This is a genomic window from Streptomyces sp. NPDC058534 (genome assembly GCF_042717365.1).
Taxonomy (GTDB): Bacteria; Actinomycetota; Actinomycetes; order Streptomycetales; family Streptomycetaceae; genus Streptomyces.
This window is the reverse complement of record NZ_JBHXNW010000016.1, coordinates 31,402-56,631: the sequence shown is the minus strand read 5'-3', so window position 1 is coordinate 56,631 and position 25,230 is coordinate 31,402. Positions and strand designations below refer to the sequence as shown.

The following is a 25,230-nucleotide window of genomic DNA, read 5'->3' as shown; positions in this document are numbered from 1 at the left end:
GCGGTGGGGGGGGGTTATGGGTGCGGGGGGTTGTGGGGGGCGTCCCTGGGGGCTGCCGCCCCCAGACCCCCGCTTCGGCCTGGACGGCCTCGTCCTCAAACGCCGGACGGGCTGAAAACCGACAGCGGCACCCGGCCAGTGCCGGTGAGCGCCACACCCCCTATCTCGGCTGTGCCGACGGTGTCGGCTCCGTTTCCGACACCCTGCGGCGCCGGCGGCGCTTGAGCAGTGCCCACGGCCCCCGGGGCCCCGTCGGCATCGCCGCAGCGACCTCCGTGCCGGCCTCGGATGCCGCTTCCGCCGCTGCCCGGGCCACCGGCAGGAAGCCCTCGCGGCGCAGGGCGTCGGGGTGCTCCTCCTCGGCCGGCCACAGGCCGAGCGCGGCGCACACCGACGGCAGGACGGCCATCGCGGCCGTGGCGTACCCCTCCGCGGAGGGATGGTAGTTGTCGGGGCCGAACAGCTCGCGCGGGTTCTGCGCGAACTCCGGGCCCAGCAGATCGCCCAGCGACACCGTGCGCCCGCCCTGCTCCACGGCGCCGATGGTCTGCGCCGCCGCCAGCTGCCGCGAGGTGCGCCGGGCCAGCCAGCGCAGCGGCTGCCGCACCCGCTCGATCGTGCCCAGGTCCGGGCAGGTGCCGACCACCACCTCCGCGCCGGCCGTGCGCAGCCGCCGCACCGCCCCCGACAGATGCCGGACCGAGAGGGTCGCCGGCATCCGGTGGGTGACGTCATTCGCGCCGATCATGATCACGCAGATGTCCGGCACCCGGCCGTGATCCGCGAGCACCAGCGCCACCTGCCGGTCCAGGTCGTCCGAACACGCCCCCGGCGCCGCCACCGAGCCCAGGTCCACCGGCCGCTCCGCCACCGCCGCGAGGCCCGAGGCCAGCAGCGCGCCCGGTGTCTGACCGGCCCGGTGCACACCCTGCCCGGCGGCCGTGGAATCGCCCAGCATCATCAGCCGCAGCGGCGGCTCACCGGCCGTCGGCCGGCCGTCCCCGTACAGACCCCGCGCGTTCGGCACCCGGTCGGGCGTGCCGATGCCCACCCGGCGCCTGGCCAGCTGCAGCTCCGCCAGCAGCAGACCGACCGCGGCCGCACCGGCCAGCCCGATGCCGCCGCCGCCGTAAGCCGCTCCCGCCGCGATCCGGCGGGCCACCCTCGCTCTGGACATGCTCGTCATACGTCGCCGCCACCTCCTCCAAGCCGTACACCCACTCCTTGCCCCGTACGGACGGTCGCCCAATCTCAACGGGGAGTGAACGACCGTCACGGGGCACGTGCGGGTGCACGGGCCGGGCAGGCCATAGGCTGGCCGGACCGATAAACGACCCATCCTTTGCGGCATCCGGAGACCACGGTGCATTTCCACGACTCGATGATCAGCCTCGTCGGCAACACCCCGCTGGTGCGGCTCAACAGCGTGACCAAGGGCCTGAGGGCTACCGTCCTGGCCAAGGTGGAGTACTTCAATCCGGGCGGCTCGGTGAAGGACCGCATCGCCCTGCGCATGATCGAGGCCGCCGAGAAGAGCGGAGAGCTGCAGCCCGGCGGCACGATCGTCGAGCCCACCAGCGGCAACACCGGCGTGGGCCTCGCGATCGTGGCCCAGCAGAAGGGCTACAAGTGCATCTTCGTCTGCCCTGACAAGGTGTCCACCGACAAGATCAACGTCCTGCGCGCGTACGGCGCCGAGGTCGTCGTCTGCCCGACCGCCGTCGACCCCGAGCACCCGGACTCCTACTACAACGTCTCCGACCGGCTGGTCCGCGAGACGCCGGGCGCCTGGAAGCCGGACCAGTACTCCAACCCGCACAACCCGCTCTCCCACTACCACTCCACGGGCCCCGAGCTGTGGGAGCAGACCGGCGGGAAGCTCACCCACTTCGTGGCCGGCGTCGGCACCGGCGGGACCATCTCCGGCACCGGCCGCTACCTGAAGGAGGTCAGCGACGGCGCCGTGCAGGTGATCGGCGCCGACCCCGAGGGCTCCGTCTACTCCGGCGGTTCCGGACGGCCGTACCTGGTCGAGGGCGTCGGCGAGGACTTCTGGCCGACCGCGTACGACCGGACCGTCGCCGACGAGATCGTCCCCGTCTCCGACAAGGACTCCTTCCAGATGACCCGCCGCCTCGCCAAGGAGGAGGGCCTGCTGGTGGGCGGCTCCTGCGGCATGGCGGTCGTCGCGGCGCTGGAGGTGGCGGCGCGGCTCGGCGAGGACGACGTGGTGGTCGTGCTGCTGCCGGACAGCGGGCGCGGCTACCTCAGCAAGATCTTCAACGACGAGTGGATGGCCGACTACGGCTTCCTGGAGGACGCCGGTCCCAGCGCCCGCGTCGCCGACGTCCTGAACCACAAGGAGGGCGACTCCATCCCCTCCCTCGTCCACATGCACCCGGACGAGACGGTCGGTCAGGCCATCGAGGTGCTGCGCGAGTACGGCGTCTCGCAGATGCCCATCGTCAAGCCCGGCGCCGGTCACCCGGACGTGATGGCTGCCGAGGTCGTCGGCTCGGTCGTGGAACGCGAGCTGCTGGACGCCCTGTTCACCAAGCGCGCCTCGCTGGACGACCCGCTGGAGAAGCACATGTCCGCCCCGCTGCCGCAGGTCGGCTCCGGCGAGCCGGTCGAGGACCTGATGTCGGTGCTCGGCCGCGCCGACGCGGCGATCGTCCTCGTCGAGGGCAAGCCGACCGGCGTGGTGAGCCGTCAGGACCTGCTGTCCTTCCTGGCCCGGGGGAAGTAGAACCGGCGGTGTCCGCCGGGTGAACCCCCGGTGCGCACCGCCGACTTGACCCGCTCCGCGATCTTCGTGGACTTCGCGGAAGTGGTACGCGCACGTCATGTGCGCGCAGCAGTCGCTTAACACGCGACCGGCAGAGTATGGGGTGTCGGCAGGGTTGGTGGGGGTACCTCCCAGGCGTTAAGCACTGGGGGAGGCTCCCCGGTCCCGCCGGCGCCGAACGGCGTCACGGGCCCTCCGGAGCGGCTCCCGGACCTCCACGGACGCCACGGACGCGGGGACCGCCGTCGTCCCGGCCCCCAGTGATGGGGGTGCCGGCGGTCCCCGCGCAGTCTTCTGCCAGTCCTACTGCCCGTCCTTCTGTCAGTCCTCCCAGGCGTCGCCCCGCCCGGCGCGGCGGCGTCCGAACAGGCCCGGGTTGGTGCGGGCGGCCTGGACGACGTTCACCCCGACGATGCCCGCCCAGGCGACCAGCAGTCCGGAGAGGCCGGCGACTCCGCCGCCGATCGCGGACAGCGGGACCGCCAGCACCAGCGAGACGATGCCGAAGCCGAAGCGCTCGCCGAAGGAGTCCGTGGACCTCGGCGTCCGGCTCTCCCGGGCCGTGCTCATCTGCTGCTCGGCGAGCTGCCGGCGCACCCGGCGCTCGACCGCGCCGTCGATGCGCTGGTCGACCTTCTCCAGGAACGAGTCGACCAGCGCGGACTCGTACTCCTCACCCAGCTCCCTGCGGGTCTGCAGGGTGGCGTCGAGTTCCTTCTTGAGGTCGGCGTCCCGCGCGTCCATTCCCGTCATGTCCCTCAAGGTAGGCGGCCGGGGAGGCGGTGGCACTGGGGACAGCCCCCGTTTCCGGCGGGGGATGCCCCGTAAGGGGCCGTGCGGCGGCCGGCCGGGAGACGGCGCTCGGCATCGTGCGGCCGCCTCGCTGTATAAAGGTATGCAGTGACCGGGCGACGTGAATAGACCAAGGGGGAGCACGCCATGAGCAGGACCAGCGGGACCAGCGGGACCGGCGCGACCGGCGCGACCGGCGGCGCCAACGGGGCCGACAGCCCGGCCGCGCGCCTGCAGGCGCTCTTCGAGGGGCACCGGCTGACGCCGACCCAGCGGCGCATCGCGCACAGCATGGTGCGCCGCGCACCCGAGGTGCCCTTCCTGTCGAGTGTGGAGCTGGCCGAACTGGCGGGCGTCAGCCAGCCGTCCGTGACCCGCTTCGCCGTCGCGCTCGGCTTCGACGGCTACCCGGCGCTCCGCCGCCACCTGCGCGAGGTCGCCCCGGCGGAACCGGACGCCGGCACCGACTACCGCAACGAGTACCAGCAGGCGGTGGCGGCCGAGATCGAGAACCTGCGGCATCTGGCGGAGGTGCTGGCCGACCCGGGGCCGGTGGGGGAGGCGGGCCGCCTGCTTGCCGGGAGCCGGCCGCTGCCGGTGCTCGGACTGCGGGCCGCCGCGGCCCAGGCGCACGGCTTCGCCTACTTCGCCGCCAAGGTCCACCCGGACGTCCGGCTGCTCAACGAGGGCGGCACGATGCTCCACGACCGCGTCGACGCCGCCGTCCGGGCCGGCGCCACCGCCCTGCTCTGCTTCGCCCTGCCCCGGCATCCGCGCGAGGTCGTCGACGCGCTCACCCACGCCAAGGAGGCCGGGCTCATGGTGGTGACGGTCGCCGACTCCGCCTTCGCGCCGGTCGCCAAGGTGTCCGACCTGCTGCTGCCCGCCGCCGTCGGCACCGGCCTCGCCTTCGACACCGCCTGCGCGCCGATGCTGCTCGGCCGGGTGCTGCTCGAAGCGATGTGCGACGACCTGCCGGACGCGCAGGCCCGGCTGGAGGAGTTCGACACCGAGGCCGCGGCGCGGGGACTGTTCGTGGAGTGACCCGGACGGCGGACGCGTTCTCAGACTCGTCTCAGCTTGCCCCGTTACAGTGCGGCGCCTGACACACCCTTCAGACGTATCGCACGGGCAGCAACGGGACGGGAGGCAGGACGTGGCGCGCGGAGGACAGGTGGGGCTGGCTCGGGTCGCCGTCGTCGTACGGGCGGGAGCCGCACCGCTGTGGTGGCTGGGCGTTCTCGCGGCGGGCGTCGGCGTGCTGGTGCCGGGGCTGACCGGGCACCGGATCGGCGTACTGGCCGGTGCCGCGCTGTTCATCGTCGCGACGGCCGTCGTGGCGTGGACGCGGCGCAGGCGCTACACGGCCCTGGCCGGCTCGGCCGCCCGCGCGGGCAAGCACGACGTACTGCAGGACCGCGCGGTGACCCTGCGCAACTGGCGCCGGGGCCACCGCTGGTGGCTGCTCCTCGCCTTCCTCGCCGCCCTGGGCAGCGCCTTCGCCGTGCCCGCCGCGGGCGGACTGCTGATGGCCGGCTGCGGCGCGGGCCTGTGGCTCAAGTCCGCCTGGATCGGCCGCCGCGAGCAGTCCGGCGACGCCCTGCTGTGGGTCCGCGTGGACTGGCTCGCCGACGACACCGGCCGCCCGGCGGGCAAGACGGTCAGGGCCTACCGCACCACGGGCATCGCGGCGGGCGACGCGTCCCCGGGCGGCGCGAGGCGCAAGTCCCCGACACCGGTCTGACCAAGGGGGGAGGCGCGTAGCGCCCCCCAGGGGCGCGGGGCGGCGACATCATGCGGCTCCGCCGCGTGGGCGCGACCAGCCACAACGAACCGTCGGCCTACGAACGACCAGAACCCCCACGGCGATCGGCGACGGTCAGCGCATCGGCGTAGACCCCACCCGCCTCGGCCACGATCTCTTCAACGCGCTGGGCCTCCCGCACGGTGGCGAAGGCAATGTCCCCGCCCTCGTCGGAGACGAACCCATACACCCCAGGCCGCGCCAGCGAGTTGTACGCGTAGTGATGCGCGAAGTAGTACGCCCCCGTGTCCAGCGCCGCCGCGTAGTCCCCCTGCTCCAGCAACGGCATCGCCCGCCCCACGGCCAGCAGGTCACCCGCGAAGCAGGCCGGTCCCGCCACGTCCTGCACCACGGCGGGCCCCTCCTTCGGCAACCCCTTGCCGTCGTACGCGGCGATCCGCAACGGCCACGCCCCCGGCGCGTACACCGTCCGCGTCGCTACCTGCACGCCCGCGTGCGTCACCGCGACCGGGCGCCCGCCGGCGCTCTTGGCGTACTCCACGCGCGCCACGACCGTGCCGTGCTTGGCCAGCAGCGACCGCCCGAACTCGGTGACCAGTCCGTACCGCCCGTCGAACAGCCCCGGTACCGCCTCGCGCAGGACGCGCGCGTACTCGGCGTACGTCGGTGACTCGTCGTCCGACGCGAAGTTCACCGGCAGCCCGCCGCCGATGTCCAGGGTGTCGACCTGCTGCCGCCCGGCCCGCTCGTTGATCTCCTCGGCGAGCGCGTACGACGCGGCCACGCCCTCGGCCATCAGGGTGAGCGGGATGCCCTGGGACCCGGTGTGGGTGTGCAGCCGGGTCAGCCACGGCCGGTCGAGACAGGCCCGCACCACCCACTCCCGCGCCCCCTCGTCCCGCAGCGCCACGCCGAACTTCGAGGTCGCGGTCGCCGTCGAGAGCGCCTCGATGGAACCCCCGCCGACCTGCGGGTTCACCCGGATTCCGAGGGGCGAGGCGGTGTCGGGCAGGGACTTCACCAGGGCGTCGAGGCGCTCCAGCTCCTGGGGGTTGTCCGCGTTGACCGCGATCCCCAGCTCCAGCGCCTCCCGCAGCTCGGCCGGTGTCTTCGCGGGCGAGTCCAGCACCGTCCGCTCCGGCGGGACCCCCGCCGCCCGGGCCAGCGCCAGCTCGCCGGGGCTCGCCACCTCCACGCCGATGCCCTCCTCGTGCAGCAGCCGCACCACCGGGACCAGTGGGGTCGCCTTGACCGCGAAGGCGTGCAGCACGGGCGTACCGGGCGCCGTCACCGCGTCGAACGCCGCCCGCAGGGCCGCCGCCGACTCCCGGATCCCGGCGACGTCAAGGAGCCCGACGATCGGGACGTCGGGTCGGAGCAGCCCCTGCTCCACGGCCGCCCGCACCGCCCCGTCCCGCCGCACGGCCCGCTCCGTCCCCGTGCCGTCGAGGTCACCGCTCATGCCCGTGCCGTCGCTCACGCGATCCTCCCTGTCGTCGCAGCCTGCCTACGCATCCAGCCAAACACTCGCACGAGCCCGGCGCGGGACACGAACGTATTGACTAGTTCTATTCACGAAGCGAGTATGTGAATATCCGTAGCGACAATCCGCCGGGAGCAAGCCACCAGGAGGCAGATCATGTCCGGACCCCGCCCTGTCCGAGCGCCACGCGGTACGACGCCGAGTGCCCTGGGCTGGCAGCAGGAGGCCGCCCTGCGGATGCTGCAGAACAACCTCGACCCCGAGGTCGCCGAGCACCCCGACAAGCTCGTCGTCTACGGCGGCACGGGCAAGGCGGCCCGCGACTGGCGCTCCTTCGACGCCATGGTCCGCACCCTCCAGGGGCTCAAGCAGGACGAGACGATGCTCGTCCAGTCCGGCCGCCCGGTCGGCGTCATGCAGACCCACGAGTGGGCCCCGCGCGTCCTCATCGCCAACTCCAACCTCGTCGGCGACTGGGCCAACTGGGAGGAGTTCCGCCGGCTGGAGGCCCTCGGCCTGACCATGTACGGGCAGATGACCGCCGGCTCCTGGATCTACATCGGCACCCAGGGCATCCTCCAGGGCACCTACGAGACCTTCGCCGCCGTCGCCGCCAAGCTGCATTCCATTGGTAAAGGGGTCGGCGGCACCCTCGCGGGGACCATCACCCTCACCGCCGGCCTCGGCGGCATGGGCGGCGCCCAGCCCCTCGCCGTCACCATGAACGACGGCGTCGTGATCTGTATCGACTGCGACCCGCGCGCCATCGACCGCCGCATCGAGCACCGCTACCTCGACGTCAAGGCCGACTCCCTCGACCATGCCCTCCAGCTCGCCACCGAGGCCAGGGACCGGCGCAAGCCGCTGTCCATCGGCGTCCTCGGCAACGCCGCCGAGCTGGTCCCGCAGCTGCTCGCCATGGGCGCCCCCATCGACATCGTCACCGACCAGACCTCGGCCCACGATCCGCTGGCCTACCTGCCCACCGGGATCGCGTTCGAGGACATGGCCGACGCCGCCGCCAAGGACCCGGCCGGCTTCACCACGCGGGCCCGCGAGTCCATGGCCCGGCACGTCGAGGCCATGGTCGGCTTCCAGGACGCCGGCGCCGAGGTCTTCGACTACGGCAACTCCATCCGCGGCGAGGCCCAGCTGGCCGGCTACGACCGGGCCTTCGCCTTCCCCGGCTTCGTCCCCGCCTACATCCGCCCCCTGTTCTGCGAGGGCAAGGGCCCCTTCCGCTGGGCGGCCCTGTCCGGCGACCCCGCCGACATCGCCAAGACCGACAAGGCGATCCTCGACCTCTTCCCGGAGAACGAGTCCCTGGCCCGCTGGATCAAGATGGCCGGTGAGCGGGTCCACTTCCAGGGCCTGCCCGCCCGGATCTGCTGGCTCGGCTACGGCGAGCGCGACAAGGCCGGCGAGCGGTTCAACGACATGGTCGCGAGCGGCGAGCTGGCCGCCCCGATCGTCATCGGCCGCGACCACCTCGACTGCGGCTCCGTCGCCTCCCCGTACCGGGAGACCGAGTCGATGCTCGACGGCTCCGACGCCATCGCCGACTGGCCGCTGCTCAACGCCATGGTCAACGTGGCCTCCGGCGCCTCCTGGGTCTCCCTCCACCACGGCGGCGGCGTCGGCATGGGCCGCTCCATCCACGCCGGGCAGGTGACGGTCGCCGACGGCACCGCACTCGCCGGGGAGAAGATCCGCCGCGTCCTCACCAACGACCCCGGCATGGGCGTCATCCGGCACGTCGACGCCGGGTACGACATCGCGGACTCGGTCGCCGGGGATCGGGGCGTGCGGGTGCCGATGCGCGAAGGTCGCGAGGGTGGCGCGACGCGCGAGGGTGACGACGCGTGAGCTTCCACAGCATGTGGGCGGAGCTGCTGCCGATGGGCCGCAGTTCCGCCTCCGGCGGCTACCGCCGCTACGCCTGGACGGGCGCCGACGCCGACTGCCGTACCTGGTTCCAGGAGCAGGCCGAGGCACGCGGGCTGGCCTACGAGACCGACCGCAACGGCAACCAGTGGGCCTGGCTCGGTGACCCGGCCGCCGGGGACGCCGTCGTCACCGGGTCCCACCTGGACTCCGTGCCCGACGGCGGCGCCTTCGACGGACCCCTCGGTGTCGTCTCCGCCTTCGCCGCCCTGGACGAGCTGCGCGGGCGGGGAGCGCGGTTCACCAGGCCGCTCGGCATCGTCAACTTCGGCGACGAGGAGGGGGCCCGCTTCGGCCTGGCCTGCGTCGGCTCCCGGCTCACCGCGGGCGCGCTCACCGTGGAGCAGGCCCACCGGCTGACCGACGGGGACGGCGTCACCCTCCCGCGGGCCATGGAGGACGCCGGGTACGACCCCCAGGCCCTCGGCCCCGACCCCGAGCGACTCGCCCGCATCGGCGCCTTCGTCGAACTCCACGTCGAGCAGGGCCGCGCCCTCGACCTGTCCGGCGACCGGATCGGCATCGCCTCCGCCATCTGGCCGCACGGACGCTGGCGGTTCGACTTCCGGGGCGAGGCCAACCACGCCGGCACCACCCGCCTCGCCGACCGCCGCGACCCGATGCTGTCCTACGCCGAGACCGTCCTCGCCGCCCGCCGCGAGGCCGAACTCGCGGGCGCCGTCGCCACCTTCGGCAAGATCAGTGTCGAGCCCAACGGCGTCAACGCCATCCCGTCCCTCGTCCGCGGCTGGCTCGACTCCCGCGCCGCCGACCAGCAGAGCCTGGACGCCGTGGTCGGCGGGGTGGAGAGGGCGGCCCGCGAGTACGCCGCGGCCCACGGAGCCGACCTCGACGTGGTCCGCGAGTCCTTCACGCCCGTCGTCGAGTTCGACCACGCCCTGCGCGACGAACTCGCCCGCATCCTGGGCGGCGGCGGCACGGAGCTGAAGGTCCCCGTGCTCGGCACCGGCGCCGGACACGACGCCGGAATCCTCTCCGGCCGCATCCCGACCGCCATGCTGTTCGTACGCAACCCCACCGGCGTCTCGCACTCCCCGGCCGAGTACGCGGCCGAGGACGACTGCGTGGCCGGGGTGAACGCACTCGCCGACGTACTGGAAGGGCTGGCCTGCACGTGACCCCCACCGAGCGGACCCGGACCTACTGGCTGGAGCACGCCTGGCTCGACACGCACGTCGAGCCGGGCGTCGCCGTAGAGGTGACGGACGGCCGCATCACCGCCGTCCACCAGGACACCCCCACCCCGCCCCCCGGCGCCGAGATCCTGCGCGGACTGACGCTGCCCGGCCTGGCCAACGCCCACAGCCACGCCTTCCACCGCGCCCTGCGCGGCACCGTCCAGGTCGGCTCCGGCACCTTCTGGACCTGGCGCGAGGTCATGTACTCCGTCGCCGACCGGCTGACCCCGGACACCTACCGCGACCTCGCCCGCGCGGTGTACGCCGAGATGGCGCTGGCCGGCATCACCGCCGTCGGCGAGTTCCACTACGTCCACCACGCGCCCGGCGGCGCCCTCTACGCCGACCCCAACGCGATGGGCGAGGCGCTGATCGAGGCCGCCGCCGAAGCCGGTGTCCGCATCACCCTCCTCGACACCTGCTATCTGTCGGCCGGCTTCGGCGAGCCCCCGAACACCCACCAGCGCCGCTTCTCCGACGGGACGGCGGACGCCTGGGCGCAACGCTGTTCACTTCTCAAGGAACGGGATCACGCACGGATCGGGGCCGCGATCCACTCCGTCCGGGCCGTGCCCGCGGACCAGCTGGCGACCGTGGCGCGCTGGGCCACCGAACGGCGGGCCCCGCTGCACGTGCACCTGTCCGAGCAGACCGCCGAGAACGACGCCTGCCACCGCGCCCACGGCCGCACCCCCACCCGCCTGCTGGCCGACCACGGCGTGCTGGGAGAGCGCACCACCGGTGTCCACAGCACCCACCTCACGGACGAGGACATCGCCCTGCTCGGCGGCAGCCGCACCGGCACCTGCATGTGTCCCACCACGGAACGGGACCTCGCCGACGGCATCGGCCCCGCGGCCGCCCTCCAGCGGGCGGGCTCGCCCCTCTCCCTCGGCTCCGACAGCCACGCCGTCGTCGACCTGCTGGAAGAGGCGCGCGCCATGGAGCTGAACGAGCGCCTGCGCACCCGCACCCGCGGCCACTGGACCGCCGCCGCACTCCTGCGCGCCGCCACCGCCGACGGCCACGCCGCCCTCGGCTGGGACGACACCGGCCGGATCGAGACCGGCGCCCGCGCCGACCTCGCGACGGTCGCCCTCGACTCGGTCAGAACGGCGGGGCCACTGCCCAGGCTGGGCGCCGAGACGGCCGTATTCGCCGCGACGGCAGCGGACGTACGGCACACGATCGTGGGCGGACGGCACGTCGTACGCGACGGGGCGCACGCCCTCGTACCCGAGGTGCCGCAGGCCCTCGCGCGGGCCGTGGAAGCCCTGCGCGCGTAGCAACGACCACCGACCGCCCCCGCCCCCACGAGGACGCCACGGACACCATGAGTACCAGCACCGTCATCACCAACATCGCCGCACTCGTCACCAACGACCCCTCCCTCGGTGACCACTCTCCGCTCGGACTGGTCCGGGACGCGGCCGTCGTCATCGACGGCGACCGCGTCGCGTGGACCGGTGAATCAAGCAAAGCACCCGCCACTGACAACCGGGTCGACGCCGGCGGCCGGGCGGTCCTGCCCGGCTTCGTCGACTCGCACTCGCACCTCCTCTTCGGCGGCGACCGCACCGAGGAGTTCAACGCCCGCATGTCCGGCCGCCCCTACAGCGCCGGCGGCATCCGCACCACCGTCGCCGCCACCCGCGCCGCGAGCGACACCGAACTGGAGGCGGGCCTCACCCGCTACCTCGCGGAGGCCCTGCGCCAGGGCACGACGACCTTCGAGACCAAGTCCGGCTACGGCCTGACCACCGCCGACGAGTCCCGCGCCCTGCGCGTCGCCGCCCGCCACACCGACGAGGTCACCTTCCTCGGCGCGCACATCGTCGCCCCCGAACTCGCCGACGACCCAGCCGCCTACGTGGCCCTCGTCACCGGCGAGATGCTCGACGCCTGCGCGCCGCACGCCCGCTGGATCGACGTGTTCTGCGAGAAGGGCGCCTTCGACGGCGACCAGGCCCGCGCGATCCTCACCGCGGGCAAGGCCAAGGGTCTGCACCCCCGCATCCACGCCAACCAGCTCTCCTACGGCCCCGGCGTCCAGCTCGCGGTCGAACTCGACGCCGCCAGCGCCGACCACTGCACCCACCTCACCGACGCCGACGTGGACGCGCTGGCGGGCAGCCGCACGGTCGCCACGCTGCTGCCGGGCGCCGAGTTCTCCACCCGCGCGAAGTGGCCGGACGCCCGGCGCCTGGTCGACGCGGGGGTCACGGTCGCGCTGTCCACCGACTGCAACCCCGGCTCGTCCTTCACGTCCTCCGTGCCGTTCTGCGTCGCGCTCGCGGTGCGGGACATGGGGATGACACCGGACGAGGCGGTCTGGTCGGCCACGGCGGGCGGCGCCGCCGCGCTGCGCCGGGACGACGTCGGCCGCCTCACGCCGGGCGCGTACGCCGACCTGACGCTCCTCGACGCCCCGAGCCACGTGCACCTCGCCTACCGGCCGGGCGTGCCCCTGGTCAGCGGGGTCTGGCGGCGCGGCGTACGCGTGGTCTGAGCAGCCCGAAGGGGGGCGGCCCGACCTCGGACCACCCCCCTGGAGGGCAAGCGTCACCCGGTGAGGATCACTCCTCGACCGTGAGCCCCTTGCGCAGCCGTACGAGTGTGCGCGACAGCAGCCGCGAGACGTGCATCTGGGAGATGCCCAGCTCCTCGCCGATCTCCGACTGGGTCATGCCGGCGACGAACCGGAGGGAGAGGATCTTCCGGTCCCGGGCGGGCAGCTCGGCGATCAGCGGCTTCAGCGACTCGACGTACTCGATGCCTTCGAGCCCGTGGTCCTCGTAGCCGATGCGGTCGGCGAGCGCGCCCTCGGCGTCGTCCTCCTCCGGCTGGGCGTCCAGCGAGGAGGCGGTGTAGGCGTTCGACGCCGCCATGCCCTCGACGACCTCGTCCTTCGACAGGCCGAGGTGCTCGGCCAGCTCGGTCACCGTGGGGGCGCGGTCGAGCCGCTGGGCCAGCTCGTCGCCGGCCTTGGCGAGGTCGAGCCGCAGCTCCTGGAGGCGGCGCGGGACGCGCACGGACCACGAGGTGTCGCGGAAGAAGCGCTTGATCTCGCCGATGATGGTGGGCATCGCGAACGTGGGGAACTCCACACCGCGCGACAGCTCGAAGCGGTCGATCGCCTTGATCAGGCCGATCGTGCCGACCTGGATGATGTCCTCCATCGGCTCGCTGCGCGAGCGGAAGCGGGAGGCGGCGAACTTGACCAGAGCCAGGTTCAGCTCGACGAGCGTGTTGCGTACGTACGCGTACTCGTGGGTGCCTTCCTCCAGCGACTCCAGTCGCTCGAAGAGGGTCTTGGACAGGGCCCTGGCGTCCGCCGGAGCGACCTCGTCGTACGCGGGGATGTCCGGAAGCCCGGCGAGTGCGCCGTCGTGGTCGACGACCGCGTCAGGGTGCTCGATGGGATCCAGATGCTCCGGAGGGAGTGTCGACGTCGCTTCTTGGGTACGCGATCCGTCGAGCCGGGGTGACATGGTGTCCTCCATCGTTCTCGGCACAGGGCTGCCGAAGCCAAATACGTGCACTGCGGTGTGCGGCGCCTCCAAAGCCGGCCGTGTCGTTTTACGTGTCCTACTAGGCCTACCGGGTTTACCGAGCCGATCGCAAGTGTATTCTGTACGCTTATGTCCGTTTGTGTGCGGTTGTTCGGGTGTCGGAGTGCGTAGGGAAGGCGTAGTGTTCGAGGTCGTCAGCAAGCAGTCATGACCTCGGGAGAGAGAAACGCCATGGACCGCGGGACGGTCGGCAGTGCCCAGTCGGGCCGGCTTCTGGTCGAGGTACGGGAAGAGGGCCCCAGCGCCGTCGTGACCCCGGCGGGTGAGTTGGATCACCACACCGCCGATCTGTTGCGCGAGCCGCTGGAGGAGTGCCTCGACAAGGGATTCAACCGGCTTGTCGTCGACTGCTCGCGCCTGGAGTTCTGCGACTCCACGGGACTCAACGTCCTGCTCGGCGCGCGGCTGAAGGCGGAGGCCGCGGGGGGCGGTGTGCATCTGGTGGCCATGCAGCCGGTGGTGGCCCGTGTGTTCGAGATCACGGGGGCCGAAGCGGTCTTCACCCTGCACGACACGCTTGCGGCCGCCCTGGCCGACGAGTCCGACTGAGCTGGTTCTTGTCCGGCCGTCGGCGGGTTTCGTGCGCCTCGCGGGACGGGCGTTTTCGCCCCGTCCCGTGTTTCGTGCCGAATACAGGGGTGTTCGGAGCGCCCGGTCGGGCAGGAGAGACCCTGAGTCTGCTGTGTACGACTTTCCTGACCAAGACTTTGAAATTGTGAACTGGTGGATCGGTGAGGTGAAGCGCTGATGAGCACCACCCGGCCCTACTCGCCGGGCGACCGCGGTCCGGAGTCCGGCGGCGCTTCCGGGGAGTCCGAGGGGGGCGTGCCCGCGGGGCAGGCCGCCGTGATGGGCGCTCCCGTGCCCGTGCCCGCGGGAACGGCCCCGTCCGGGACCGCGGCTCCGGCCCCGCCCGGACCCGCCTCCGGGGGCGGGCGACAGGTCCGTCTGCTGAACTTCGAGGACGCGAGCGGGGTCGTCCCGCTCGCCCGTGACTTCACCCGCGAAGCGCTGTACGCGTGGGGCTGGCTGCCCTCCGCCACCGCGGACCAGCGGGCCGCCGCCGAGGACGTACTGCTCGTGGTGTCCGAGCTGGTCACCAACGCCTGTCTGCACGCCGAGGGGCCGGACGAGCTGCGGATCACCTGTGAGAAGAAGGTGATCCGGCTGGAGGTCTCCGACCGCGGTACCGGCCAGCCGGCGCCGCGCACACCGCACCGGGCCGGACGCCCCGGCGGACACGGCATGTTCATCGTGCAGCGGCTGTGCCTGGACTGGGGCGTGGTACGGACGCCGGGAGTGGCCGGCAAGCGGGTGTGGGCGGAGCTGGGGGCACCGGCCTAGTCCGGGTTCGCCTTTCCCTGGTTCCCCCGGCCCGCGTTCGCGTTGCCCCGGTCCGGGATCGCGACTCCCGCCGGCGCGTCGCTGCGGCCGTAGTGGTGGGTCGTGAACATGTACACGAGCCCCACCGCCACCACGATGCCGCCGCTGAGCAGCACGATCCAGTTGTCGTACCAGGGGACGTCCGGCGTGCGCGGCCAGGAGATGTTGATGATGGCGAAGAGGCCGTAGGCGAGCGCCCCGGCGTTCACCAGCAGGCCCCAGCGGCCCAGCCGGAACTCGCCGCTCGGCCGCCAGCCCTTGAGGCGGGCCCGCAGCGCGGCGAGGACGACCATCTGGAACGCCGCGTAGATGCCGAGGATCGCGAACGAGACGATCTTGGTGAGGGCGTCCGTGGAGATCAGCGAGCCCACGGCGATCAGGGCCGGGATGACGGCGGCGAGCAGCAGGGCGTACTCGGGCACCGCGCGCTTCGGTGAGAACTTCCGCAGCAGCTTGTGGCCGATGATCATCTCATCCCGGGCGTACGAGTAGATCAGCCGTCCCGCCGCGGCCTGGAGGCTGACCGTGCAGGACAGGAACGAGATCAGGACCACGGCCATCACCAGCCGCGCGCCGGTCTCCCCGAGCGCGTCGAAGAGCACCCGGACCACCGGGTCGCTGTCCTCGCCCGAGATCACCGCCCGGTAGTCCACGACCGCCAGCAGCAGTGTCAGGCAGGTGAACGTCGCCGCCGCCCCGCCGACGTAGATGGTGCGTCGCATCGCCTTGGGGATGACCTTGCCGGGATGCGCCACCTCCTCCGCTACGTCCCCGCATGCCTCGAAACCGTAGTACTGGTAGAAGCCGATGATCGCCGCCCCCAGGAAGACGGGCAGGTAGGAGCCGTCGCCGGCGGCGCCGTAGTCGTCGAAGAGCACGTCGAGGCCGTGGAAGCGGTGCGTGGTGAGCAGGATGACGCCGACGGCGAGTGCGCCGATCAGCTCCGCGCTGAAACCGATCAGCGCGGCCCACGACAGGGCCTTGGTGCCCGCGTAGTTGATGAGCACCGCGATGACGATCAGGGCGATCGTGCACAGCACCGTGGTGTGCACGGTGGCGTCGTAGCCGAGCAGGATGGCGATGTAGGGCCCGGCACCGTAGGCGACCGAGGTGATCGTGACGAGCAGCGCCCACAGGTACACCCACCCGGTCATCCACGCCCAGCGCTTGCCCCACAGCCGCCGCGCCCACGGGTAGACCCCGCCCGCGATCGGGTACTGCGCGACGACCTCGCCGAAGACCAGGGCGACGAGGAACTGACCGCAGCCCGCCAGCACGAACGCCCAGATCATCGGCGGGCCGCCGTCGGCGAGGGCCGTGCCGAAGAGGGTGTACGTGCTCACGACCGGGGACAGATAGGTGAAGCCGAGGGCGAAGTTCGCCCACGGACCCATCTCCTTGCGGAACTCCGACTCGCCTTCCTGGGGGCCGGCGTCCGCGGCGCCGCCCGGCGTCGCTGGGTGGGTCACCGTGCCTGTCCTTCCGTCGTCAGCGGACGCGGGGCGGGCCGGGCGGTGATGAGGTCCGCCGCGCGTTCGGCGGCGAGCAGCACCGTGACCATCGGGTTGATCGTCGGCATCGTGGGGAAGACGGACGCGTCCACGATGCGCAGCCCGTCGTGCCCGCGCAGCCTGAGCTGCGGGTCGAGCACCGCGAACGGATCGTCGTCGGCGCCCATCCGGCAGGTCCCCGCCGGGTGGTACACGGTGTGCGCGGCGTGGCGCCCGTACGCGGACAGGTCCGCGTCCGACGTCACGTCCGGGCCGGGGGCCACCTCGCGCAGCAGCCAGTCGCTGAGCGGGGCGGTGGCCGCCACCTCGCGGGCGATCCGCAGACCGTCGACGATGGTGCGCTCGTCGTGTCCGTCCGGGTCGGTGAAGTAGCGGAAGTCCAGGGCCGGTTTGACCTCCGGGGCGGCGCTGGTCAGCCACATGCGGCCGACGGAACGGGCGCGCGGGACGTTCGGGGTCATGCAGACGCCGTGCTGCGGGGCCGGGTAGCCCAGCCGTTCGGTGTTGACCGTGAACGGCACCTGGTAGAAGTGGAACATCAGGTCCGGGCGGGGGCCGCCCGCCGGGTCGCGGCGTACGAAGAGGCCGGCGTCGGAGTCCATGGCCGAGTTGGGCGGCAGCGGTCCGCGGGTCTCCCACACGATCACCGACTCGGGGTGGTCCAGCAGGTTCTCGCCCACGCCGGGCAGGTCCGCGCGGACCTCGATGCCCAGGTCGCGCAGGTGGTCGGCGGGGCCGATGCCGGAGAGCATGAGCAGCCGCGGCGTGTCGATGGCCCCGGCGCACAGCAGGACCTCCGCCTCGGCCTCCAGGGTCGACAGGGAGCCGTCGGGGTTGCGGACCTGGACGCGGGTGAAGCGGCCCTCGCTGTCGGGCAGCAGCCGGTACGCCCAGGTCTCCAGACGCAGCGTCAGGTTCGGCCGGTCCAGTACGGGGTGCAGGTAGGCGACCGAGGCCGAGGAGCGGATGTTGGTCTCCGGGTCGTACGCCAGGGAGAAGAAGCCGGCGCCGTCGGTGAAGGGACGGGCGTTGAAGTCCTCCACGACCGGGACACCGAGCCGGGAGGCGGCGGCGGTGACGAAGTCCTGGGCGATCGGGTTGCGGTCGGCGGCGCCGACGGGAACGATCGTGTTCTGCAGCCGTTGCCGGTACGGCAGGATCGTGTCGGGTCCCCAGCCGTCGCAGCCGCGGGCCGCCCACTCGTCGAGGTCCTCCGGGAACGGCAGGAAGCTGATCAGCGTGTTGTGCGAGGAGCAGCCGCCGAGCACGCGGGCGCGGGAGTGCAGGATGTGCGAGTTGCCGCGCGGCTGTTCCACGGTGGTGTAGCCGTAGTCGAACTCGGAGCCGAGCAGGTTGATCCAGTTGCGCAGCCGCAGAATGCGCTCGTCGCCGACGTCGCTGGGACCTCCTTCCACCACGCACACCCGGCAGGCCGGGTCCTCGCTCAGCCGCGCGGCCAGCACCGAGCCCGCCGTGCCGCCGCCGATGATCACGTAGTCGTAGGTCGTCGTCTCGTCGTCCATGCGTCGCCCTCTCTCGCCCTGTCCGGTCAGCCCTTGAACCAGCCGGAAGGGGCCGGCCGCAGGTTCTGGTAGATGTGCTTGGCCTCCTGGTACTCGCGCAGCCCGGTGGGCCCGAGCTCCCGGCCGAACCCGGAGCGGCCGAAGCCGCCCCACTCCGCCTGGGGCAGGTAGGGGTGGAAGTCGTTGATCCAGACGGTGCCGTGCCGCAGCCGTCCGGCAACCCGCTGGGCGCGGGACGCGTCGCTCGTCCAGACGCCGCCGGCCAGGCCGTACCGCGTGTCGTTGGCGAGTTCCACGGCCTCGTCCTCGGTGCGGAAGCGTTCCACCGTGACGACGGGCCCGAAGACCTCCTCCTGCACGATGCGCATGGAGCGGTCGCAGTCGGCGTAGATGGTGGGCAGCAGGAAGAAGCCGCGGGAGAGGTCCGGGTCGTCCGGCCGGGTGCCGCCGCAGACCAGGCGGGCGCCCTCGGCGCGGGCGATCTCCAGATAGCTCTCGACCTTCGCGCGGTGCTCCGCCGAGCTGAGCGGCCCGCTCTCGGTCGCCGGGTCCAGGCCACTGCCCAGCCGGATGGCCCGCGCGCGGGCGGCCAGCCGCTCCACGAACCGGTCGTGCAGCTCGTCCTGCACGATCAGCCGCGAGCCGGCCGAGCAGACCTGCCCCGAGTGCAGGAACGCGGCGTCGAGCGCGTAGTCGAGGGCGGCGTCGAAGTCGCAGTCGGCGAAGACCACGTTGGGGTTCTTGCCGCCGAGCTCCAGCGCGAGGTTCTTCACGCTCGGCGCGCACGCCTCCATGATCCGGCGCCCGGTGGCCAGGCCGCCGGTGAAGGAGACCAGGTCCACGTCCTCGTGGGCGGACATCGCCGCGCCCACGGTGGAGCCGGGGCCGAGCACCAGGTTGGCGACGCCGGGCGGCGCCCCCGCCTCGGCGATCAGGCGGATCATGTGGATCGTGGACAGCGGGGTCGTCTCGCTGGGCTTGAGCACGAACGTGTTGCCCGCGGCCAGGGCCGGGGCGACCTTCCAGGACGCCTGGAGCATCGGGTAGTTCCACGGCGCGATCAGCGCGCAGACCCCGATGGGGTGGTAGGTGACCCGGCTGAGCACGTCGGGGCCCACGTCCACGACCCGGCCGCCGTCCTTGTCGGCGATCTCGGCGAAGTAGCGGAACGCGTTGGAGACGTCCTCCACGTCGATCCGCGCCTCTTTGAGGGTCTTGCCGGTGTCCAGCGACTCGACGTGGGCGATCTCCTCCTGGTCGCGCAGCAGGAAACGAGACACCCTCAGCAGCACGTCGGCCCGCTCGCGGGTGGGCGCCGACGCCCAGTCGCCCCGGTCGAAGGCGCGCCGGGCGGCCCGTACGGCGAGGTCGACGTCGGCCTCGTCCGCCTCGTCGACCTGCTGCACGACGGACGCGTCGAACGGGTTGACCACGTCCCGTCGCGCTCCGCCCACGGCGCCGGTCCACTCTCCGTCGACGAACAGTTCCGACATCGCGGCTCCCTCGCTCTCGTACCCGTCCGGTGCCGCGACGTCTCGGCGGCGCGGCACACGCCGCCCACCAACATCGTCCGTTCGGCTCGCATCGGCCACGTGGACGCACCGGGGGAGGGAGGGGCGGGCGGGGATCAGACCTGGTTGGGCTAGAGAGAGGTCGCCGCGGCGGCCGTCGGGCGCCCGGCCGAAGTGCTCGGCGATCGCCTCAAGACCGCGCCGACGCCACCGGCCAGTGCCGCAGCGCCGCGCGCAGGCCCTCGGGGTCCGGGGAGTCGGCCGCCCAGGCGATATGGGCGTCGGGGCGGATCAACAAGGGTCCGGTCAGGTTCCCGGCGGGAGCGGCGAGACGCAGCCACTCCGTCTCCGGTACCGGCCGGCCATGGGCGACCAGCACGAACCGGCCGTCGCGCAGCACCTCGTACAGCCGTCGCCCGCCCGAGAGACGGAGGCCGGGGACCCGACGTATGCCTCCTTGGAGTTCTCCTCCCACCAGGCGGCGAACCTGGGGTCGGTGTGCTTGGCGGCATTGAACGCCTTGCGCAGCGCGGGCAGCGACCACGGCCGCCACTGCGTCAGCCCGGCCTCGGGGACGCCGTAGGACTCCTCCCTACGCGGCACGCGCGGCGCCGCAGTGCGAGCGCAACGCGGCCTCCTGCACGGCGTTCGGGTCCAGGGCGAACCGGAACGCCTGCACCACGAACCCGGGCTGCGGCCGGAACCTTTTCACCCCTCGGCCTCGCCGGTCGCCATGGCCACCGCGCGGGCAGCCCGGTGCTTCGCCGCCCGTCGCCCGTACAGATGCGCGCACATCGACGTGGCTTTCACCACCTTGAGTGCGGCGACGTTCCGGGTCACCCACGCGGCGATGTCACGGGTGGGCGAACCGGGGGTGAAGAGTGCGGCCACGCCCATCTCGCGGAGTGCCGGGATGTCGGCCTGCGGGATGATGCCGCCGCCGAAGACGGTGATGTCCCGTGCGTCGGCCTCGTCGAGGAGCCTGAGGACCTCGGCGAAGAGCGTCATGTGGGCGCCGGAGAGCACCGACAGGCCGATGCCGGCGGCATCCTCCTGGACGGCGGTGTCCACGATCTGGCGCGGCGTCTGGTGGAGCCCCGTGTAGATGACCTCGATCCCCGCGTCCCGCAAGGCGCGAGCGATGACCTTCGCTCCTCGGTCGTGCCCGTCGAGGCCGGGCTTGGCGATCACGACCCGGATCGGCGTGTCCATCGGATTCCCCCTGTCTTCTGCTGTGCTGTTGCGATGCCTCAGGTGGTCGCGGGGCTGTAGGTGCCCCAGATCTCGCGGAGCGCGTCGCAGACCTCGCCGACGGTGGCGCGGGCCCTGAGGGCGTCCTTCATCGGGTGGAGGATGTTGTCGGTGCCTTCCGCGGCCTTCCTCAGGGCGGCCAGGGCCGTGTCGACGGCCTGCTGGTCGCGTTCGGCGCGGAGCTTCGCGAGGCGTTCGGCCTGCTGGGCCTCGATGGCCGGGTCGACGCGCAGCGGCTCGTAGGGCTCCTCGACGTCGATGGTGTGGCGGTTGACGCCGACGACGACGCGCTCGCCGGAGTCGGTCTCCTGGGCGATCCGGTACGCGGAGCGCTCGATCTCGTCCTTCTGGAAGCCGCGCTCGATGGCGTGGACCGCGCCGCCCAACTCCTCCACCTTGGCCATCAGCTCCAGGACGGCGGCCTCGATGTCGTCGGTCATCCTCTCGACGACGTAGGAGCCGGCGAAGGGGTCGACGGTGGCGGTCACGTCGGTCTCGTAGGCGAGGACCTGCTGGGTGCGCAGGGCGAGGCGCGCCGACTTGTCGGTGGGCAGCGCGATGGCCTCGTCGAAGGAGTTGGTGTGCAGCGACTGGGTGCCGCCGAGGACGGCGGCGAGGCCCTGCACGGCGACGCGGACCAGGTTGACCTCGGGCTGCTGGGCGGTGAGCTGCACGCCGGCGGTCTGGGTGTGGAAGCGGAGCATCAGCGACTTGGGGTTCTGCGCGCCGAACTCCTCCCTCATCACCCGGGCCCAGATCCGGCGGGCCGCACGGAACTTGGCGACCTCCTCCAGGATCGTCGTACGGGCCACGAAGAAGAAGGACAGGCGGGGCGCGAAGTCGTCGACGTCCATGCCGGCCGCGACCGCCGTGCGCACGTACTCGATGCCGTCCGCCAGGGTGAAGGCGATCTCCTGCGCGGGCGAGGCACCGGCCTCGGCCATGTGGTAGCCGGAGATCGAGATGGTGTTCCACTTCGGGATCTCGGCCCGGCAGTACTTGAAGATGTCCGCGGCCAGCCGCAGCGAGGGCTTGGGCGGGAAGATGTACGTCCCGCGCGCGATGTACTCCTTCAGCACGTCGTTCTGGATCGTGCCGGTGAGCTGGTCCGCGCTCACCCCCTGCTCCTCGCCGACGAGCTGGTACATCATCAGCAGCAGCGCGGCGGGGGCGTTGATGGTCATCGACGTCGAGACCTTGTCCAGCGGAATGCCGTCGAACAGGACCCGCATGTCGTCGACCGAGTCGATGGCCACGCCGACCTTGCCGACCTCGCCGTGCGCGATAGGGGCGTCGGAGTCGTGGCCCATCTGGGTGGGCAGGTCGAAGGCGACCGACAGGCCCATGGTGCCGTTGGCGATCAGCTGCTTGTAGCGGGTGTTGGACTCCACGGCCGTGCCGAAACCGGCGTACTGGCGCATCGTCCACGGCCGGCCCGTGTACATCGACGGGTACACGCCCCGGGTGAAGGGGTACTTCCCCGGCTCGCCCAGCTTCTCCGCGGGTTCCCAGCCCGCCAGGGCGTCCGGCCCGTAGACCGGTTCGACGAGCAGCCCCGACTCCGACTCGCGCGACATGCGTAATCCCCCGTCTTCCACCGAGTGTCTACTGGCCGTGCCCCGGTCAGGACCGGACATCGAGGACGTACTTGCCCGTGGACGCCCTGGTCTCCAGGAGTTCGTGCGCGCGTGCCGCTTCGGACAGCGGCAACACGGTCACGTCCACGCGGACGCCGCCCGTGGCGACCTCCGTCAGGGACCGCTCCAGGTGGGCGCGGAGCAGCTCCGGCGCGCGGCCGGCGACGCCGCCCAGGTTGTATCCGGCGAGGGAACTGTTCGTGTACCAGGGATGGTTGCCCTCGAAGGTGACGTCCTCGGCCGCCGCGTTGCCGAAGATGACGTGCCGGCCGAAGGCGGCCAGGAGCCCGGTCACGGACGACCGGAACGCGCCACCGACGGAGTCCAGGACCAGGTCCGCGCCCGCGCCCCCGGTGCGCTCGGCGACCTCCTGCTCCAGCTCCTCGTACGACACGACGCTGTCGTAGCCGAAGCCGCGCGCGTACTCCGCCTTCACGGGGGAGCTGGTCACGCCGATGACCGTGCCCGCGCCGAGCGAGCGGGCCAGCTGTGCCGCGGCCGTACCGACGCCGCCCGCCGCGGCGAGGACGACCACGGTCTCTCCCTTGGCGAGGTGGCCGGCGGAGGTGAGCACACCGAGGGCGGTGGTGACGTTGCACAGGGCGCCGGCCGCCACGGCTCCGTCCAGACCGGCGAGCTCCCCGTCCAGGTGGATCACGTGCTCGGCGCCGACGGCGACCACCTCGGCGTTGCCGCCGCCGCCCAGGGTGAGCGCGGCGACCCGTTCGCCGGGCTCGAAGCCGGTGACGCCCTCGCCCACGGCGCGTACGGTGCCGACCGCCTCAAGGCCGGGGAAGTGCGGCAGGCCGACCGGGAACTGGCCGCGGCGGAACATCTCTTCGGCGAAGTTCACGCCCGCGTACTGGACGTCGACGGTGATCTGGCCGGCCTCGGGGGCGGGCGCGTCGACGTCCCCGACGGTGAGGACGGACGGGGCGCCGAAGGCGTCGAAGCGGACGGTGCGCATACGACTGCCGGAGGCCGTGGGGGTCGGGGCGGTGTTCGTCATCGGATTCCCGTCTGGCTGAGGTGGGTGGTGGGGCCGTGGCCGGTGAGCAACCGGGTGTCGTCCGGGCAGAGACCGGTGACCATGCGGAGGGAGCCCTCCATGCTCGTGGGGCTCGCGGTCGGCGCGTCCGCGCGTCCCGGGCCGTCCGCGAGCAGGGTGTCACCGGTGGCGAGCAGGGGAGCGTCACCGCTGTCGAAGCGGAACATCACCGAGCCGCTGGTGTGGCCCGGCGTGTGCAGCACCGTGACGGTGCCGGCGGAGAAGGTCAGTTCACCGCCCAGTTCGGGGAGTTCGCGGACCTCGTCGGGCTCCTGGTCGGGGTGGCCGACGAGCAGCTCGCGGGGGAACGAGTCGGGCAGTCCCTTGGCGGGAGCGCCGAGTTGATAGCGGTCGGCCGGGTGGATCCAGGCCGGGACGCCGTAGTGCCGGGCGAGCGGCACGGCGTCCCAGGTGTGGTCCATGTGGCCGTGCGTGATCAGGATGGCCTCGGGTTCGAGGCGGTGGGCGCGGACGGCCCGCAGGACCGCCTCGCGGGAGCCGTGTCCGGGGTCGACGACGAGGCAGGGGTTTCCCGGTCCCGCGGCGACGATGTGGACGTTCGTTCCGAACTTGCCGGTGGCGGCGGACAGCACGAGCATGACGCGACTTTGACTGAGTCTTCGGTCATATGTCAATCGTCGTAGGTGTCACAGAACCCTGACTCAAGTCTGCCCTATAGTGACGTCGGCCGCCGGTCGCCCACACCCGGGCACCGGCATCCGCCGCCCGTACATCCGCCGCCCGTACATCCGTCGTCCCAACAGGGAGTTCGTCCGTGAAGGCCATCGCCATCCAGCGCTACGGAGGACCGGAGGTCCTGGAACTCATGGACCTCCCCGAGCCGCGCCTCGGCCCGGACGTCGTGCTCGTCCGGGTACGGTACGCGGGCGTCAATCCCGCCGACTGGAAGATCCGCGAGGGCTACATCGACGACTGGTTCGAGTCCCAGTTCCCCATGGTGATGGGCTGCGACCTGTCCGGTGTGGTCGAACGGACCGGCCTCGGCGTCACCGAGTTCGCCCCCGGCGACGAGGTGGTCGGCTACGTCCGCGCCGACCACATGCAGCGTGGTACGTACGGCGAACTCGTGGCCGCGCCCGTCCGGACCCTCGCGCACAAGCCGCGCTCCCTCGACGCGCGGGAGGCGGCCGGACTGCCGGCCGCCGGCCTCACCGCGTACCAGGCACTCCGCCGCCACCTGGAGATCGTCGTCGGCGACGTGCTGCTCGTCCACGCGGCGGCCGGCGGGGTCGGCTCGCTCGCCGTCCAGATCGGCCGGGCCCTCGGAGCCCGCGTCATCGGTACGGCCGGCGCGCGCAATCACGACTTCCTCCGGTCGCTCGGCGCGGAGCCGGTGACCTACGGCCCAGGGCTCGCCGACCGGGTGCGCGCGCTGGCCCCGGAGGGTGTCGACGCCGTCTTCGACCTCATGGGCGGGGACACCCTGGCCGGTTCGCCTGCGCTGCTGCGGCCGGGCGGGCGGCTCGCCTCCATCTCCGGTGACGTGACGGGGCTCGGCGGACGCTACGTCTTCGTCCGCCCCGACCCGCGCGATCTGGCCGAGCTGGTGGCGATGGCGGACCGCGGCGAGGTACGGGTCCACGTGAGCGCCGAGTTCCCGCTCGCCGACGCGGCCAGGGCCCATGAGCTCGTGCAGACCGGCCATGTACGCGGCAAGGTCGTCCTCGCGGTCGAAACGACCTGAACCGGCGCGTCCCGCCGACCGAAAGAAGGGCGCCCCCCCCCCCGGGGGGCGGGGGGCGGCCCCACGTCGACGCCGCCGCCGCGCTCCTCGTCGAGGTGATCCGCGAGGTACGCCCCCA

Annotated in this window: 22 protein-coding genes and 1 pseudogene; 10 read left to right on the top strand and 13 right to left on the bottom strand. The window is 72.4% G+C overall.

Features of this window, described 5'->3' with window-relative positions:
- Positions 1-160 precede the first annotated feature (160 nt).
- A complete protein-coding gene (locus ACFWR9_RS12755) occupies positions 161-1,186 on the bottom strand; it encodes an SGNH/GDSL hydrolase family protein (protein WP_383839868.1) in 1,026 nt (341 codons plus the stop codon).
- Between the two features lie 177 nt (positions 1,187-1,363).
- Here ACFWR9_RS12755 and ACFWR9_RS12750 point away from each other — a divergent pair, with 177 nt between their 5' ends.
- Positions 1,364-2,749 carry a cystathionine beta-synthase gene (locus ACFWR9_RS12750; protein WP_383839865.1) on the top strand — a complete coding sequence of 462 codons (1,386 nt, stop codon included), beginning with the start codon at positions 1,364-1,366 and terminating at the stop codon, positions 2,747-2,749.
- A 360-nt stretch (positions 2,750-3,109) separates the two neighbouring features.
- Here ACFWR9_RS12750 and ACFWR9_RS12745 read toward each other — a convergent pair whose 3' ends face one another.
- Positions 3,110-3,532, bottom strand: a complete 423-nt coding sequence (locus tag ACFWR9_RS12745; protein WP_383840057.1) for a hypothetical protein — start codon at positions 3,530-3,532, stop codon at positions 3,110-3,112.
- Between the two features lie 195 nt (positions 3,533-3,727).
- Between ACFWR9_RS12745 and ACFWR9_RS12740 the strand changes: the two genes are divergently transcribed.
- The gene (locus tag ACFWR9_RS12740; protein ID WP_383839861.1) at positions 3,728-4,624 is read left to right on the top strand and encodes a MurR/RpiR family transcriptional regulator; all 897 of its coding nucleotides are present in this window, start codon (positions 3,728-3,730) and stop codon (positions 4,622-4,624) included.
- Positions 4,625-4,736: 112 nt separating this feature from the next.
- A complete protein-coding gene (locus tag ACFWR9_RS12735) occupies positions 4,737-5,324 on the top strand; it encodes a hypothetical protein (protein ID WP_383839858.1) in 588 nt (195 codons plus the stop codon).
- 97 nt (positions 5,325-5,421) lie between these two features.
- On the opposite strand, the gene ACFWR9_RS12730 is transcribed toward ACFWR9_RS12735, so the two are convergent.
- Complete coding sequence (locus ACFWR9_RS12730) at positions 5,422-6,807, bottom strand: diaminopimelate decarboxylase (protein ID WP_383840054.1); 1,386 nt, start codon at positions 6,805-6,807, stop codon at positions 5,422-5,424.
- A gap of 177 nt (positions 6,808-6,984) precedes the next feature.
- On the opposite strand from ACFWR9_RS12730, the gene hutU reads away from it, so the two are divergent.
- The 4 genes from hutU to hutI are packed head-to-tail and all read left to right on the top strand — an operon-like array spanning position 6,985 to position 12,480.
- Positions 6,985-8,694, top strand: a complete 1,710-nt coding sequence (gene hutU, locus ACFWR9_RS12725; RefSeq protein ID WP_383839856.1) for a urocanate hydratase — start codon at positions 6,985-6,987, stop codon at positions 8,692-8,694.
- Positions 8,691-9,911 carry an allantoate amidohydrolase gene (locus tag ACFWR9_RS12720; protein WP_383839852.1) on the top strand — a complete coding sequence of 407 codons (1,221 nt, stop codon included), beginning with the start codon at positions 8,691-8,693 and terminating at the stop codon, positions 9,909-9,911. The genes hutU and ACFWR9_RS12720 overlap by 4 nt, the downstream gene beginning before the upstream one ends.
- Positions 9,908-11,257 (top strand): formimidoylglutamate deiminase, encoded by a 1,350-nt coding sequence (locus ACFWR9_RS12715; RefSeq protein WP_383839849.1) that lies wholly within the window; start codon positions 9,908-9,910, stop codon positions 11,255-11,257. The genes ACFWR9_RS12720 and ACFWR9_RS12715 overlap by 4 nt, the downstream gene beginning before the upstream one ends.
- 47 nt (positions 11,258-11,304) lie before the next feature.
- The gene (hutI, locus tag ACFWR9_RS12710; RefSeq protein WP_383839846.1) at positions 11,305-12,480 is read left to right on the top strand and encodes an imidazolonepropionase; all 1,176 of its coding nucleotides are present in this window, start codon (positions 11,305-11,307) and stop codon (positions 12,478-12,480) included.
- A gap of 67 nt (positions 12,481-12,547) precedes the next feature.
- On the opposite strand, the gene ACFWR9_RS12705 is transcribed toward hutI, so the two are convergent.
- Positions 12,548-13,474 (bottom strand): RNA polymerase sigma factor SigF, encoded by a 927-nt coding sequence (locus tag ACFWR9_RS12705; protein WP_383839843.1) that lies wholly within the window; start codon positions 13,472-13,474, stop codon positions 12,548-12,550.
- Positions 13,475-13,714: 240 nt separating this feature from the next.
- Between ACFWR9_RS12705 and ACFWR9_RS12700 the strand changes: the two genes are divergently transcribed.
- Positions 13,715-14,092 (top strand): STAS domain-containing protein, encoded by a 378-nt coding sequence (locus ACFWR9_RS12700; protein WP_383840051.1) that lies wholly within the window; start codon positions 13,715-13,717, stop codon positions 14,090-14,092.
- Positions 14,093-14,290: 198 nt separating this feature from the next.
- On the top strand, positions 14,291-14,887 hold the full coding sequence (locus ACFWR9_RS12695) for an ATP-binding protein (RefSeq protein ID WP_383839840.1): 597 nt from the start codon (positions 14,291-14,293) through the stop codon (positions 14,885-14,887).
- Here the strand turns inward: ACFWR9_RS12695 and ACFWR9_RS12690 are convergent.
- The 9 genes and pseudogenes from ACFWR9_RS12690 to ACFWR9_RS12650 form a co-directional block, all read right to left on the bottom strand.
- On the bottom strand, positions 14,884-16,395 hold the full coding sequence (locus tag ACFWR9_RS12690; RefSeq protein WP_383839837.1) for an APC family permease: 1,512 nt from the start codon (positions 16,393-16,395) through the stop codon (positions 14,884-14,886). The genes ACFWR9_RS12695 and ACFWR9_RS12690 overlap by 4 nt on opposite strands.
- Complete coding sequence (locus ACFWR9_RS12685; RefSeq protein WP_383839834.1) at positions 16,392-17,960, bottom strand: GMC family oxidoreductase; 1,569 nt, start codon at positions 17,958-17,960, stop codon at positions 16,392-16,394. The genes ACFWR9_RS12690 and ACFWR9_RS12685 overlap by 4 nt, the downstream gene beginning before the upstream one ends.
- A gap of 26 nt (positions 17,961-17,986) precedes the next feature.
- Positions 17,987-19,453, bottom strand: coding sequence for an aldehyde dehydrogenase family protein (locus ACFWR9_RS12680; RefSeq protein WP_383839831.1), 1,467 nt, complete (start codon positions 19,451-19,453; stop codon positions 17,987-17,989).
- A gap of 208 nt (positions 19,454-19,661) precedes the next feature.
- On the bottom strand, positions 19,662-19,946 hold the full coding sequence (locus ACFWR9_RS12675) for a hypothetical protein (protein WP_383839827.1): 285 nt from the start codon (positions 19,944-19,946) through the stop codon (positions 19,662-19,664).
- Positions 19,947-20,063: 117 nt separating this feature from the next.
- Positions 20,064-20,153: a helix-turn-helix domain-containing protein gene (locus ACFWR9_RS12670; protein ID WP_383839824.1), complete on the bottom strand. Its 90-nt coding sequence runs from the start codon at positions 20,151-20,153 to the stop codon at positions 20,064-20,066.
- A gap of 137 nt (positions 20,154-20,290) precedes the next feature.
- A pseudogene (locus tag ACFWR9_RS12665) lies at positions 20,291-20,683 on the bottom strand (cobalamin B12-binding domain-containing protein); the annotation flags it as partial.
- 38 nt (positions 20,684-20,721) lie between these two features.
- The gene (locus ACFWR9_RS12660) at positions 20,722-22,299 is read right to left on the bottom strand and encodes a methylmalonyl-CoA mutase (RefSeq protein ID WP_383839821.1); all 1,578 of its coding nucleotides are present in this window, start codon (positions 22,297-22,299) and stop codon (positions 20,722-20,724) included.
- A 46-nt stretch (positions 22,300-22,345) separates the two neighbouring features.
- Entirely contained in the window at positions 22,346-23,368 is a 1,023-nt protein-coding gene (locus ACFWR9_RS12655) for a zinc-binding alcohol dehydrogenase family protein (protein WP_383839818.1), read from the bottom strand.
- On the bottom strand, positions 23,365-24,006 hold the full coding sequence (locus tag ACFWR9_RS12650; RefSeq protein WP_383839815.1) for an MBL fold metallo-hydrolase: 642 nt from the start codon (positions 24,004-24,006) through the stop codon (positions 23,365-23,367). The genes ACFWR9_RS12655 and ACFWR9_RS12650 overlap by 4 nt, the downstream gene beginning before the upstream one ends.
- 176 nt (positions 24,007-24,182) lie before the next feature.
- Here ACFWR9_RS12650 and ACFWR9_RS12645 point away from each other — a divergent pair, with 176 nt between their 5' ends.
- Complete coding sequence (locus ACFWR9_RS12645; protein ID WP_383839812.1) at positions 24,183-25,112, top strand: NADP-dependent oxidoreductase; 930 nt, start codon at positions 24,183-24,185, stop codon at positions 25,110-25,112.
- The last annotated feature ends 118 nt before the right edge of the window (positions 25,113-25,230 follow it).